Source organism: Vibrio sp. bablab_jr001, assembly GCF_016464285.1.
In the GTDB taxonomy this organism is placed as follows: domain Bacteria; phylum Pseudomonadota; class Gammaproteobacteria; order Enterobacterales; family Vibrionaceae; genus Vibrio; species Vibrio fluvialis.
Map to the genome: position 1 here is coordinate 97,198 of NZ_JACDWZ010000046.1, position 12,584 is coordinate 109,781.

The 12,584-nt window shown below is 52.2% G+C and carries 13 protein-coding genes; 6 read left to right on the forward strand and 7 right to left on the reverse strand.

Going from position 1 to position 12,584, the window contains the following annotated elements; all coding sequences use genetic code 11:
• Window positions 1-67: 67 nt before the first annotated feature.
• Both JIG40_RS07705 and JIG40_RS07710 read right to left on the reverse strand, forming a co-directional pair.
• The gene (locus JIG40_RS07705; protein ID WP_020328818.1) at window positions 68-1,024 is read right to left on the reverse strand and encodes a porin; all 957 of its coding nucleotides are present in this window, start codon (window positions 1,022-1,024) and stop codon (window positions 68-70) included.
• A 175-nt stretch (window positions 1,025-1,199) separates the two neighbouring features.
• Window positions 1,200-1,625, reverse strand: a complete 426-nt coding sequence (locus tag JIG40_RS07710; protein WP_032080874.1) for an organic hydroperoxide resistance protein — start codon at window positions 1,623-1,625, stop codon at window positions 1,200-1,202.
• 129 nt (window positions 1,626-1,754) lie between these two features.
• On the opposite strand from JIG40_RS07710, the gene JIG40_RS07715 reads away from it, so the two are divergent.
• Complete coding sequence (locus JIG40_RS07715; RefSeq protein ID WP_024374884.1) at window positions 1,755-2,225, forward strand: MarR family transcriptional regulator; 471 nt, start codon at window positions 1,755-1,757, stop codon at window positions 2,223-2,225.
• Between the two features lie 104 nt (window positions 2,226-2,329).
• Entirely contained in the window at window positions 2,330-2,944 is a 615-nt protein-coding gene (locus JIG40_RS07720) for a fumarylacetoacetate hydrolase family protein (RefSeq protein ID WP_199465081.1), read from the forward strand.
• A 33-nt stretch (window positions 2,945-2,977) separates the two neighbouring features.
• Here the strand turns inward: JIG40_RS07720 and JIG40_RS07725 are convergent, their stop codons facing one another.
• The 3 genes from JIG40_RS07725 to JIG40_RS07735 all read right to left on the reverse strand — a co-directional run bounded on the left by JIG40_RS07725 (window position 2,978) and on the right by JIG40_RS07735 (window position 5,009).
• Window positions 2,978-3,298 carry an AzlD domain-containing protein gene (locus JIG40_RS07725; RefSeq protein WP_020328822.1) on the reverse strand — a complete coding sequence of 107 codons (321 nt, stop codon included), beginning with the start codon at window positions 3,296-3,298 and terminating at the stop codon, window positions 2,978-2,980.
• Window positions 3,295-4,017 (reverse strand): AzlC family ABC transporter permease, encoded by a 723-nt coding sequence (locus JIG40_RS07730; RefSeq protein WP_199465082.1) that lies wholly within the window; start codon window positions 4,015-4,017, stop codon window positions 3,295-3,297. Before JIG40_RS07730 ends, JIG40_RS07725 begins: the two co-directional genes overlap by 4 nt.
• Window positions 4,018-4,172: 155 nt before the next feature.
• Window positions 4,173-5,009 carry an AraC family transcriptional regulator gene (locus JIG40_RS07735; protein ID WP_199465083.1) on the reverse strand — a complete coding sequence of 279 codons (837 nt, stop codon included), beginning with the start codon at window positions 5,007-5,009 and terminating at the stop codon, window positions 4,173-4,175.
• A 189-nt stretch (window positions 5,010-5,198) separates the two neighbouring features.
• Between JIG40_RS07735 and JIG40_RS07740 the strand changes: the two genes are divergently transcribed.
• Complete coding sequence (locus JIG40_RS07740; protein WP_061055331.1) at window positions 5,199-5,831, forward strand: LysE family translocator; 633 nt, start codon at window positions 5,199-5,201, stop codon at window positions 5,829-5,831.
• Window positions 5,832-5,904: 73 nt separating this feature from the next.
• Here JIG40_RS07740 and JIG40_RS07745 read toward each other — a convergent pair whose 3' ends face one another.
• Window positions 5,905-6,483 carry a TetR/AcrR family transcriptional regulator gene (locus tag JIG40_RS07745; protein ID WP_020429517.1) on the reverse strand — a complete coding sequence of 193 codons (579 nt, stop codon included), beginning with the start codon at window positions 6,481-6,483 and terminating at the stop codon, window positions 5,905-5,907.
• Window positions 6,484-6,634: 151 nt separating this feature from the next.
• Here JIG40_RS07745 and JIG40_RS07750 point away from each other — a divergent pair, with 151 nt between their 5' ends.
• Window positions 6,635-7,678: an alkene reductase gene (locus JIG40_RS07750; RefSeq protein ID WP_104964999.1), complete on the forward strand. Its 1,044-nt coding sequence runs from the start codon at window positions 6,635-6,637 to the stop codon at window positions 7,676-7,678.
• 66 nt (window positions 7,679-7,744) lie between these two features.
• On the opposite strand, the gene JIG40_RS07755 is transcribed toward JIG40_RS07750, so the two are convergent.
• Window positions 7,745-9,457 (reverse strand): phospho-sugar mutase, encoded by a 1,713-nt coding sequence (locus JIG40_RS07755; RefSeq protein WP_154183029.1) that lies wholly within the window; start codon window positions 9,455-9,457, stop codon window positions 7,745-7,747.
• A gap of 315 nt (window positions 9,458-9,772) precedes the next feature.
• Here JIG40_RS07755 and coxB point away from each other — a divergent pair, with 315 nt between their 5' ends.
• Together coxB and ctaD are read left to right on the forward strand one after the other, a co-directional pair.
• The gene (coxB, locus tag JIG40_RS07760) at window positions 9,773-10,942 is read left to right on the forward strand and encodes a cytochrome c oxidase subunit II (RefSeq protein WP_020328830.1); all 1,170 of its coding nucleotides are present in this window, start codon (window positions 9,773-9,775) and stop codon (window positions 10,940-10,942) included.
• A complete protein-coding gene (gene ctaD / locus JIG40_RS07765; protein WP_024374876.1) occupies window positions 10,939-12,582 on the forward strand; it encodes a cytochrome c oxidase subunit I in 1,644 nt (547 codons plus the stop codon). Before coxB ends, ctaD begins: the two co-directional genes overlap by 4 nt.
• Window positions 12,583-12,584: the final 2 nt, after the last annotated feature.

Consider the following 12,584-nt stretch of genomic DNA (forward strand, 5'->3'; position numbering starts at 1 on the left):
ACAAAAAAGGCCAAGCGAATGCTTGGCCAAAAGGACAGTAAGTATCCTTGGGAGTATCGAGAGCCGATTAGAAATCGTAGCGGATACCAGCTTGTAGTTGGTCGTCTTTGTCGTTCAACTGTTCAAACTTGTAACCTGCGTAAGTGCGGATGTGAGCGTCGAACTTGTACACAGCTTCGATGGCGAAGTTGTTTGCTGTTTCGCCGTCAGTATCAGCATCTTGGTTTTCTTGGTAGTTGTACACACCAATCACATCCAGTTGCTTCGTCGCTTTGAATTTTGCAGACAGCTCGTAAGCGATGTAATCGTCGTCGCTCTTCTGACCTTGAGCAAACAGAGCAGCCAGAGTCAGCGTGTCGATTGGTTTAACTTCTGCTGCCAGGTTGTACTGTTTGTCATCGTTGTCCTGACCAACATAGCCCGCACCCAGAGTGAACATGCCGAAGTTATACATTGCTGCTACGCCGTAGCTGCTGTTTTCGTCGCCGTTCAGCTCTTTCTCATCCGCTGCCAGGTAGTTGGCTTTCACGGTCAGAGAATCGAATTTACCGGTGTACAGGAAGTTGTTCTGACGTTTGTCTTTGTTGCCCGTTACGATGTCAGCAGCATCTGCACCGAACGTTGCCATGGTATCTGTCAAATCAGTCAGCATAACCTGAGCTGAATCTTGTTTACCGTATGAGAATTCACCGATAGAAGTACCCACACCCGCGAAGAAGTAACGGTTAGTCAGGTTTTCGTCGCCATCGAATTCAGCTTCGTATTTACCAAAGCCGTACAGGTTGTCAGAAAACTGAGATTTACCCACAAGGTTTACGCGAGCACGTGACTTGTCTTTAAATTTCGTTGAACCTGACTCTGTTGCCGTTGCGTCAGATTCGTTGTTGTCTGATACGTTGAAGCGAGCTTCAGCTCGGCCGCCAACTTTAAGTTCTGTACCATCTGCTTTATAAACAGTTGCCGCCATTGCTGAGCCAGAAACTAGTGCTGCGAAAATCGCGGTTGCTACTGCTGCTTGTTTCATTGTTATTACCTTATTCATAGTTTACGAGCTTCGATGCTCTATCGTTTGGTTGAGAGTAAGGTAGGTTTTTTAAATGACGGTTTGATTTCTGGATTGTTACGTTTAGGTTTTGTTTTTATTGAAGAAAAATGAAAAGCCCGCCGATTGGCGGGCTTTTGTACAAATACAGAGCGAATTAGGCGATTTTTACACCATTGGCAATCACACCCACGGCGATGTTGCCGCGCGTTGCGTTTGAATAAGGACACACCTGATGCGCCGTTTTCACCAGCTCAACTGCTTGCGCTTCTGGCAGATCCAGCGTCGCTTCCAGATTCACCGTCAGGGCAAAGCCGCCGTTAGCGTTCGGACCAATACCGACTTCAGCGGTAACCGGGGCTGATTTCAGTGCTACTTTCGCTTCACGTGCTACGTGCAGAATTGCGTTTGAAAAGCAAGCCGAGTAACCCGCAGCGAACAGTTGTTCCGGGTTAGTGGCGGCGCCAGTACCGCCCATCTCTTTTGGATAGCTTAGTTCCAGTGACAGTAGTCCGTCATCCGTTGAAACTTTACCGTTACGGCCAGCCAGTGCGGTTGCTTTTGTTGTGTATAGCGTACTCATGATGTTGCTCCTTTGGGAATGTATATTGTGTAAAATTAAGTTGTGTACAATCTAATTGTTGGCAATATTAAATCGATCTTGAGATGGAATGCAAGTATATTGTGCACAATTTAATTGTGAGTTATGAAGATGAGTCGTTGTGTTTCTTCCCAGAACCCTTTTCCTGTCAGTGATGACGAGCTGTTACTGCTCGACAACCAGCTGTGTTTTCCGCTTTACAGTGCGGCGAACGCGGTGGTGCGCGCTTATCGCCCGTTGCTGGAAACGCTGGATCTGACTTATCCGCAATATCTGGTGATGATGGTGCTGTGGCAGCAAAACGCCATCAGCGTGAAAACGTTGGGTGAAAAACTGCATTTGGATTCCGGCACATTGACGCCGCTGCTCAAACGTCTGGAAGGTAAAGGGCTGGTGGAGCGTCGTCGCAGTCTGACCGATGAGCGTGCACGCGAGTTGTGCCTGACAGAGCAGGGAACGGCTTTGCGCGAACAGGCTTTGGCAGTACCGAAGTCGATGGTGTGCAAGTTCGACCTCGATATCGAAGAACTGGTGACGCTCAAACAGTTGTGTGAAAAGGTGATTGGTAAACTCAACGGATAAGAGTTTGCCAAGGATCAGAATTTTGACATCGCGCGCGCTAATTTTGTTGGCGATTGAGTGGGATACGGTACACTTTGCGCTCAATCATCATTCAAGGAAGAGATATGAAGGCGGTTCGTTTCGAAGAGCAAGCAGTGAGCCCGTCCAAAATTTTATGCGTCGGACGCAACTATGTGGAACACGTCAAAGAGCTGAATAATACCATCCCGGATCAGATGGTGGTATTCAACAAACCCAACAGCAGTATTTCCAGTACGCTGCGAGCCTTTCATGAAGAGCCACTGCATTACGAAACAGAAATCTGCTTCGTGGTTGAAAACGGCCAGTATGTGGGTGTCGGACTCGGATTGGATCTGACCAAGCGCGAACTGCAATCGCAACTCAAACAAAAGCAGTTGCCTTGGGAGCGCGCCAAGGCGTTTGATGGTTCTGCGGTCTTCAGCCGCTTTGTGTCGCTCGCTGGTCTCGATATTGAACAGTTGTCGCTTGAGCTGTTCATCAACTGCGTGCGTGTGCAGTGTGGCGGTGTTTCACAGATGATGTTCAAACCAGCAATGATTCTGCAAGAGCTGCAATCGTATACCACGCTGTTTGACGGTGATATCGTCATGACGGGCACGCCGCAGGGTGTTGGGGTTGTGCACGCGGGTGATGTGTTCCTCGGCCGCCTGAAATGCGGCGAACAAACCTTACTCGAAATTGAATGGCTAGCCGAATAGGCTAGCCTTTTTTCTTTTGCAATCCAGCCAATGTTAGGCGCTGAAGACCACCAAGTTCAGCAGCAAAAACACCGCCATACTGACCACGGTGGTCAGCAGTACGTTCTTGGTTCGCCACGCCAACAAACCTGCCAACAACGCGGCCCAGATGTAAGGGTTGGTGCTTTCCAGCCACAGCGATTTTTCATGCGTAAACACAATGGGAGCCCAGATAGCGGTCAGTACTGCTGGGCCGGAATAACTGAGCAACCGTTGTAAACCCGGGCTCAGGCGCAATGGCAGTTTAGGTTCTAGAAACAGATAACGGCTCATGAACACCAGTGCCGTCATGGCCAGAATCGATAACATGATCATGCCTGACCTCCTTGCAGTTGCTCAGTCGCGTAGCCTGCCAGCATGGCTCCGACACTGGCAATCATCAGGCTGCCATCCACACGGAGCACCGTCAGGCCAACGGACAACAGCAGCGCCACCATCACCGACACCACCACCGGCAAACTCTTAATGTTTGGCACCACAATGGCGATAAAGGTGGCGGCAACCGCAAATTCCAACCCGAGTTCGTTCAGCGCCGGAATGTAGCTACCAGCGATAATGCCGACCAGAGTCGCGAGGTTCCAGATCAGATAGAAGCTCAGCCCCGCTCCCAGTGCATACCAGCGATTGAATTGCTGTTCACTTTGCTGACCGCACAGCGCAAACAGCTCATCGGTTAACAGAAAGCCCAACGCTAAACGCCAGCGTGTCGGCAGTGGACTGATTTTGCTGCGCATCGACACACTGTAGAGAAAATGGCGCGAGGTAATAAACAGGGTCGTGATCAGCATCGTCATCAAACCTGCGCCCGCTTTGATCATGCCGGTCGCAACCAGTTGCGCCGATCCGGCAAACAAAATGGCTGACAGTGCCTGACTTTCAAACGGGTTGAGGCCGGCATCAATCGCGAATGACCCAGCCAGCAGCCCCCAGGGCAAAACAGCCACGCTGAGGGGCAGCATGGCGACGGTTCCCTGCCAGAACAGGCGGGATTTGGATTCGGTGTGAGAATGTTGAGACAAAACGGTACTACTCATGAAATCGTCCTGATAGTGAATGCTGACTTTATACGCAACTGGCTTAAAGATACAGTGCGTCGCCGCTACTGGGATGCGAGCGGGCAAGATTCATCACATCACAGCCGCGGGGCAATTACTTGTACAAAGTTGCTCACTTCAACCGGGCAGGCGGTTCAATGCTGAACGTATTGTTTAGGGGTAATGCCCATTGCCTTTTTGAAGTGACGGTGCAGATGGCTTTGATCGTGAAAGCCGCATTCCTGCGCGGTATCGGAAATCGAGTGGCCTGCTTTGAGCAGCGTGCGTGCGTAACGCAGGCGAGCCTGAATCTGGTAAGCGTGTGGTGGAAAGCCAAACTGTTTTTGAAACGCCCGCACCAGATGAAACGGGCTGATCCCCGCCAGTTTTGCCAGTTCCTCTAACGAGACATCCGCCTGCGGAAAATCATCCAGAAACTCTTTAACCAGAGTCAGTTGCTGCTGCGCTTTAGACATCTCGACCGGCTTCGGCGGCGTTTTGCCGTGACGCGCCATCAGCTTGACCAGGCTGGCGTACACCAGCGTTTCACGCAACAGGCGATTGTCGGATTTCTCAAGCGTATCAAACACCAGGCGAAATTGATTGGCGAGTTCCGGATCGTAAACCACGGCTTCGGGAAAGTAGGGAGTGCCGTAACCACCATCGCCCAGTTCGCGCGAGATAGCCTGAAACTGCTCGGGTAACGGGTACATGGCTTTGTAGGCCCAGCCGCCTTCGACCGCTGAATGGCCGGTGTGAACTTCGTCGGCGTTGACCAGAATGATGCTGTCTTGCGGGGCAACATGGTTGCCGCCTGTGCGGTAGAAACGTTGTGCGCCGCGCTCAATCACACCCACGGTATACCCTTCGTGGCTGTGACGGGAAAAGTTCTGTGTTTCGTATTGGGCATCAAGCAGCTCAATGCCGCCGAGTTCGTCGGCCACCTGAAACTTGGCACTTTCCTTTGATTTTGGGGCGCGTTGTTTATCCATAATCCACTCTTTGCACGACGGCTGTTCAGTCTACTTCAAACCGTACCGCGTTTTTTGTACAAAATTGCTCATGTGATTAAATATGAAATCATTAACCAATTACCTTTAATTAGTTGGATGATGGTATTGGATTGGTCGATGTTGTTGATATAAAATTCGCCGCTTCCTGATTCCTATAAAATATTTACTATGATCGACTTTGCTGTTTTGCCGGTCTATCTCACTGCGGTGGTGGCCTTGTTGCTGCTGCCGGGGCCGGATATGTTGCTGATCGCCAGTTCGAGTCTCAGCTACGGACGAAAAGTAGGGGTGTTTGCCAGCCTGGGCAATGCGACCTCCGGTATTATCCTCACCATGTTGGCCGCGCTGGGCGTATCGGCACTGATTGCCATGAGCCCGGTGGCGCTGCAGATCCTGCATCTGCTCGGCGGAGCTTACCTGCTCAAAATGGGTTTTGATTGCATGCGTGCCAATGCGGCGCAGGCACCGGAACTGGAGGGCAGCCAGACGATGGCGAGCACCTTTTATCAGCGTGCGCTGGTGAGCAATCTGCTCAATCCGAAAGCTCTGGTGTTCTTTGTGATGTTTTTGCCGCAGTTTGTTTCAGGCAATATTGCCGCGACGTCGGGAGAACAAATGCTGGCACTGGGACTGCTGCTCAATGTGTGTGGCTTGCTGTTTAACCTGCTGCTGGTTGGGGCGGTGGGAGTATTTGGTCAGTCTCTGCTCGATAATGAGAAGTTCCGTACTTATCAGCACAAGCTGATGGGGTTGATTTTCTTTGTGCTGGCGTTGTGGATGCTGAGCGACTTGCTGCGCTAATTCCACACCATCGAAATCAAAACGACAAAGGCACCGAAGGGTGCCTTTGTCGTGTCTGAATGGATGCTTGAAGTTATGCCTGAATGGTCGAGAGCAACTGATCGGACATTTTGCACAGCAGCTCTTTCTTCGGCTTGGTGTGGGCAAATGAGCGCAGGCCGTAAATACCCATCACCAGATACTCTGCCAGAAAATCACAATCCGCATCCGGGGCGATTTCGCCGCGCTGCTGCGCCTGATTGAGCTGCGCCAGCAAACCAAGCTTCCAGATATTCAGTGTGTCGCGAATCACTTGCTCTACTTCGTCATCCTGCTGGGACAACTCACTCAGGGCCTTTTGCAGCAAACAATCCTTGATCTCTTCGCGTGCACACTCGTCCACCACCATGCAAAAGTAGCTTTTCAACCCTTCCATCACGGTCGGTTGTGCGGCAAAGATGGCGTTGAATTCCTCGGTGCGCTCGCAGGCGTAATGTTCCAGCGCTGCCAGCAGTAAGCCGCGTTTATTCTCAAAGGCACAGTAAATCGAACCAGGGTGCAGACCGGTGGCTTTTTTCAGGTCCTGCATGCTGGTTTTGTTGAATCCCTTCGACATAAATTCGTACATCGCAGAGCGCAATACCTGCTCTCTGTCAAATTCGGCTACGCGCACATCGCTTCTCTAACTCAATTATCTTGCTGCGATTCTACTCCGATTTCTCTGCGCTGACAAAAATTCTTGAACGATCATTCAAAATATATCTTGAATGATCGTTCAAGTTTGATCTAGCATAAGCGTATTGACTAAAAGCAAGGACATTGCGATGACCGATTTACTGTTTCAACCTTACCGACTGAATGACCAGATCACTCTGGACAACCGTATTGTGATGGCACCTCTGACCCGTTGTATGGCGGGCGAAGGTCTGGTTCCAACTGATGAAATGGCGGCATACTATGCGCGCCGCGCCGATGCTGGCCTGATTATCTCTGAGGCGACGATTATTCGCCCGGACGGTCAGGGTTACCCAAGCACACCGGGTCTGTTTTCGGCTGAACAAGTGGAAGGCTGGAAGAAAGTGACTGCGGCAGTGCACGAACGTGGCGGTAAGATTTTCGCTCAGCTGTGGCACACTGGCCGTGTTGCGCATCCGGCATTTTTTGATGGTGAATACGTATTGGCACCTTCAGCGGTCGCGTTTGAAGGAACGGTACCGCGTCGTCGCGATCTGACTTACACCGTGCCAAAAGCGGCAACGAAAGAAGAGATTGCCCAACTGATTGAAGACTACGCCGTCGCGGCAGAAAACGCGATTGTGGCCGGATTTGACGGCGTCGAAATCCACGGCGCGAACGGTTACCTGCTGGATCAGTTCCTGCACTACGACACCAACCTGCGTGATGATGAATTTGGTCAAACGCCGGAAAATATGGCGCGTTTCCCGCTGGCGGTGATTGATGCCATCATTGAACGCATCGGCGGTTATCGCACCGGTTTACGTCTGTCACCGGGTGCGTATGCGCACATCAGTCCGGATCCACGTGACCGCGCGGTATTTGACTATCTGCTGGCCGAGCTGGAACAACGCGAATTGGCTTACCTGCACGAAGGTATGTTTGACGACAGCATGGAGTTTGATTATCTCGGCGGTAAAGTGTCGGAATACATGCGTCAGCATTACTCGAAAACGCTGATGGCGGTGGGTGGCTTTACTGCACAAACTGGCGCTCAGGCGATTGAACAAGGTCTGTTTGAACTGCTGGCGATCGGCCGTGCGTTCATTGCCAACCCGGATTACGTGTCGCTGGTGCGTGATGGTCAGGCAGTCAAAGCATACGATGAAAGCATGCTGGCTGAACTGGTGTAAGTTCACTGGTTAAGCGCGAATTCATTGCAATAAAAAGCCCCCGCTTCGGCGGGGCTTTTCGCATGATTAATGACCTTGCAGGCTGGTCTGGTGCTCGCTGATTAGCAGCGCCATCTGTTCATCGGCACGCTCCTGGGCACTTTCGAAGCTTTCGTTGTGAGCAAAGCTGCCCACCACCTCGTAGTAACACTTCAGTTTTGGCTCCGTACCGGATGGGCGAACAATCACACGTGCGCCGCCATCAAGGTGATAAATCAGCACGTCACTGCTTGGTAGGTCGATGCTTTCTGTCGTGCCATCTTTAAAGCGGCGTACTGAATGCTTCAGATCATCGGTGCTGATGATGGCCTTGCCAGCAATTTCGTGCGGCGGTTCATTGCGCAGGCGATCACCGACAGGTGGTGCCGCAGGGTCGAGCGCGATGCTGCGCTGCGCCGTGACGTACAAACCGTGTTGACGGTAGATGGCTTCCAGCTGATCCCAGATGGTTTTGCCTTGATCGTACAACTCGGCCGCAAGCTGGGCAAAAGCCACCATCGCCGACAGGCCGTCTTTATCCCACACCGCGTTACCTACGGTGTAACCCAGCGCTTCTTCGTAGGCGAACAGGAATTGATGTTGCTCGCTTTGCTGTTGCATGGCGATGTTGGTCAGCCACTTAAAGCCCGTGAGAGTCTGATAATACTTCGCCCCATGCGCCGCTGCGATTTTGCCCAGCAGGCTCGATGACACGATGGTGTTGCCCACCAATTGTTTGCTGGCGTTGGTTTTGCTCAGCAAGTAATGACCAAACAGCGTTCCGACCTGATCGCCGGTCAGCATCTGATAGCGGCCATCAGGTTTGCGTACGGCCACGGCAAAGCGGTCGGCATCCGGGTCGTTGGCGCACGCCAGTTCAGCGTCGATAGAGTCGGCGAGCGCAATCACCATGTCCATCGCGCCGGCTTCTTCCGGGTTGGGGAAGTTCACGGTCGGAAAGGTGCCATCCGGCTCGCGTTGTTCTTTCACGCTCAGCAGATTTTTAAAGCCTGCATCGTGTAGCAGCGTCTCGGCCATTTCAGCACCGACGCCATGCATTGCGGTGTAAGCGATGGTAACAGCTTGTGGGTTAGTGTGATTGTTCAGCAGCGGGCTGCTGTCAATGGTTTTGCGGTAAGTCTGGTAGTAGGCGTCGTCCAGCCATTCCAGCAGACCGACCTGATGGGCGTCATCCAAAGACATCAACGGCACCGCGCGCTGAGCGGCCAGATCGATTTCGCCAGCGATACCGGAATCGTGCGGTGGAATGATTTGCGCGCCGTTTTCCCAGTACACTTTAAAGCCGTTGTATTCCGGTGGGTTGTGACTGGCAGTCACCACGACGGCCGCCGCTGCATTGAAGTGTTTTACGCCAAATGCCACGACTGGGGTCGGGGCGACTTTGTAGGTCAGATAAACTTTAATGCCTAGTGATGTCAGCACGGCTGCTGTGTCGTGGGCAAATTGTTGCGAATCCGGGCGACCATCATAGCCAATCACCACACCACGCATTTTGGCATTGTCGACTTGTTTGATGAGGTATTCTCCGAGTCCAGCTGCGGTTTCCTGAATCACCAAGCGGTTCATTCGATTTGGGCCACAGCCGACTTTTCCACGCAGGCCAGCGGTACCGAATTCCAGTCGGGATTTGAATCGCTCCTGCAGCTCGTCAAGATTCTGCGCATCAATCAGCGCCTGAAGCTCTTCGCGGGTTCTTGGATCGGGATCTTTCGCTAACCATTGCGTGACTTGTTGCATCATGGTTGTCACCTTATTTTGTTCATTGAGTTGTTAGTGTAAGTGATATTTATTCTCGATTATGAGGGCGCAATCGCTAAACTTTTATGGCCTGATGCTTTCGCAGCATGGTTGCCCAAGTCTTCGCCTACTCCAATCTTAGGACAAATTTTCAGTCACTTATCTCCCTCAAGACTTTATTGTTCGTTTCTTGAACAAACGCAAAACACTAACTAGCCTTTAGTTAACATAAATATAACAAATTGTGTCGAATTCGCTGTTCACACGGAGCCCATCCAGAAACGCACATGCCGTGCGGCTGAGCAGAGGAGATCTCTCTTGAGAAGATTTGTGACCAATCTGTGGCTGTGGACTGATCTGATCCTGATCGGTTTTGCGGCCCCAGCGATTTCTGCTGAACGATCACTGAACATGACACCCGGTGTCACCGAAATCAGTGGCAAGGTGTATCACCTGCACATGCTGATTTTCTACATCTGTGTTGCGATTGCGCTGGTGGTGTTTGGTGCCATGTTCTACGCCATTTTCAAGCATCGTAAATCCAAAGGTGCGGTGGCGGCACATTTTCACGAAAGCACCAAAGTTGAAATAATCTGGACCATCATTCCTATCGTCATTCTGGTCGCGATGGCCATTCCGGCCACCAAAACACTGGTGGCGATGGAAGACACGTCTCAATCGGACTTAACCATCAAAATCACCGGCTCACAGTGGAAATGGCACTATAGCTATTTCGATGAGGGCGTGGAGTTCTACAGTTTGCTTGCCACGTCTCAAAAGCAAATTGACGGGATTGAAGCTAAAGGCGCGCACTACCTGTTGGAAGTGGACCAGCCGCTGGTGGTGCCGGTGCACCGTAAAATCCGCTTTCTGCTCACTTCTGATGATGTGATTCACTCTTGGTGGGTGCCTGCCTTCGCCGTCAAAAAAGACAGCATTCCCGGCTTTATCAATGAAGCATGGACCCGGATTGAAGAGCCGGGCGTCTACCGCGGCCAGTGTGCTGAGCTGTGTGGCCGGGCGCATGGATTTATGCCGATTGTGGTACAGGCGATGGCCGAAGACGATTACGACCAATGGCTGAACGATAAGAAAGCGGAAGTTGCGCTGGCCAAACAGGAAGCCGAAAAAGCATTGCAAAGTTCGATGTCGCTGGATGAGCTGATGACGCTGGGCGAGAAAGTGTATCTCGACCGCTGCGCCGTGTGTCACCAGCCAACGGGGCTCGGGATTCCGGGTGCGTTCCCGGCGATGAAAGGCAGCCCGGTCACCACCGGCGATGTGCATCAGCATATCGCAACAGTGGTCGATGGCCGTTCGGGCACGGCCATGCAGGCATTTGGTAACCAGCTGAGTGAGAAAGAGCTGGCGGCGGTCATTACTTACGAACGCAATGCGTGGGGCAACAATACCGGCGATGCGGTGCAAGCGTCAGACATCAATGCGTTTAAAACTCAGGGACAAGCCAGTGGCAAGGAGGGGCAATGAAACCGTCCACCGAACAATCCAAATCGGCTCCGGTAACGGATGCGGATCTCAGCCGTGCAAACAGCACGCTGGCGCTGGATGAACACGAACATCACGGTCCGCCGAAAGGGCTGACCCGCTGGCTCTATTCCACCAATCACAAAGACATCGGTACCCTTTATCTGTGGTTCAGTTTCACCATGTTTTTGATTGGCGGCGCGATGGCGATGGTCATTCGTGCCGAACTGTTCCAGCCCGGTCTGCAACTGGTGAAACCGGAATTCTTTAACCAGATGACGACGGTGCACGGATTGATCATGGTCTTTGGTGCGGTGATGCCAGCCTTTACCGGCTTGGCGAACTGGATGATCCCGCTGATGATTGGCGCGCCGGACATGGCGTTGCCGCGCATGAACAACCTCAGTTTCTGGATTCTGCCGTTTGCCTTTTTGATTCTGCTGTCGTCACTGTTTACCGAAGGGGGCGGGCCCAATTTCGGCTGGACCTTCTACGCGCCGCTCTCCACCACTTATGGCCCGGATAGCACTGCACTGTTTGTGTTCTCTGTTCATATTATGGGGATCAGTTCCATCATGGGGGCGATCAACGTCATCGTGACGATCGTCAATATGCGCGCACCGGGCATGACCTGGTTTAAGCTGCCGATGTTTGTCTGGACGTGGCTGATCACCGCTTTTCTGCTGATCGCGGTGATGCCGGTGTTGGCTGGCGCGGTTACCATGGTGCTGACCGATAAGTACTTCGGCACCAGCTTTTTCGACGCGGCGGGGGGCGGCGATCCGGTGATGTTCCAGCACATTTTCTGGTTCTTTGGTCACCCGGAAGTGTACATCATGATTTTGCCGTCATTCGGTATCATTTCGGCGATCGTTCCCGCATTTAGCGGCAAGAAGCTTTTTGGTTATCACTCGATGGTCTACGCGACCAGCAGTATCGCGATTCTGTCGTTTCTGGTGTGGGCACACCATATGTTCACGACCGGGATGCCGGTGTTTGCCGAAATCTTCTTTATGTATTGCACCATGCTGATCGCGGTGCCAACCGGGGTGAAAGTGTTTAACTGGGTCGCGACCATGTGGCGAGGCTCGTTAACCTTTGAAACGCCGATGCTGTTTGCGATCGCCTTCATTGTGCTGTTCACCATCGGCGGTTTTTCCGGCCTGATGCTGGCGATTGTGCCGGCGGATTTCCAGTATCACGACACCTATTTTGTGGTGGCGCATTTTCATTACGTGCTGGTTTCCGGTGCGGTGTTCTCGATTATGGCCGCGGCGTATTACTGGCTGCCGAAATGGACCGGACACATGTATGACGAACGCCTCAGTCGTTGGCATTTCTGGTGTTCGGTCATTTCGGTCAATGTGTTGTTCTTTCCGATGCATTTCCTTGGTTTGGCGGGGATGCCGCGCCGAATTCCGGATTATGCGATTCAGTTTGCGGATGTGAACCAGATAGTTTCCATCGGCGGGTTTGCGTTTGGTTTGTCTCAACTGATTTTCTTGTGGTTGGTGATTAAGTGTGTGCGCGGCGGTGAGCCAGCTGCCGCAAAACCATGGGAACGTGCTGAAGGCTTGGAATGGACCGTACCGAGCCCCGCGCCTCATCACACCTTCTCAACTCCGCCAAAAGTGGAAGAGTAGGA

What these genes read in the sequence shown, in the direction of transcription:
- JIG40_RS07705 (WP_020328818.1), bottom strand. Translation starts at nt 1,024, where the DNA reads ATGAAACAAGCAGCAGTAGCAACCGCGATTTTCGCAGCACTAGTTTCT.
- JIG40_RS07710 (WP_032080874.1), bottom strand. Translation starts at nt 1,625, where the DNA reads ATGAGTACGCTATACACAACAAAAGCAACCGCACTGGCTGGCCGTAAC.
- JIG40_RS07715 (WP_024374884.1), top strand. Translation starts at nt 1,755, where the DNA reads ATGAGTCGTTGTGTTTCTTCCCAGAACCCTTTTCCTGTCAGTGATGAC.
- JIG40_RS07720 (WP_199465081.1), top strand. Translation starts at nt 2,330, where the DNA reads ATGAAGGCGGTTCGTTTCGAAGAGCAAGCAGTGAGCCCGTCCAAAATT.
- JIG40_RS07725 (WP_020328822.1), bottom strand. Translation starts at nt 3,298, where the DNA reads ATGATCATGTTATCGATTCTGGCCATGACGGCACTGGTGTTCATGAGC.
- JIG40_RS07730 (WP_199465082.1), bottom strand. Translation starts at nt 4,017, where the DNA reads ATGAGTAGTACCGTTTTGTCTCAACATTCTCACACCGAATCCAAATCC.
- JIG40_RS07735 (WP_199465083.1), bottom strand. Translation starts at nt 5,009, where the DNA reads ATGGATAAACAACGCGCCCCAAAATCAAAGGAAAGTGCCAAGTTTCAG.
- JIG40_RS07740 (WP_061055331.1), top strand. Translation starts at nt 5,199, where the DNA reads ATGATCGACTTTGCTGTTTTGCCGGTCTATCTCACTGCGGTGGTGGCC.
- JIG40_RS07750 (WP_104964999.1), top strand. Translation starts at nt 6,635, where the DNA reads ATGACCGATTTACTGTTTCAACCTTACCGACTGAATGACCAGATCACT.
- JIG40_RS07755 (WP_154183029.1), bottom strand. Translation starts at nt 9,457, where the DNA reads ATGATGCAACAAGTCACGCAATGGTTAGCGAAAGATCCCGATCCAAGA.
- ctaD (WP_024374876.1), top strand. Translation starts at nt 10,939, where the DNA reads ATGAAACCGTCCACCGAACAATCCAAATCGGCTCCGGTAACGGATGCG.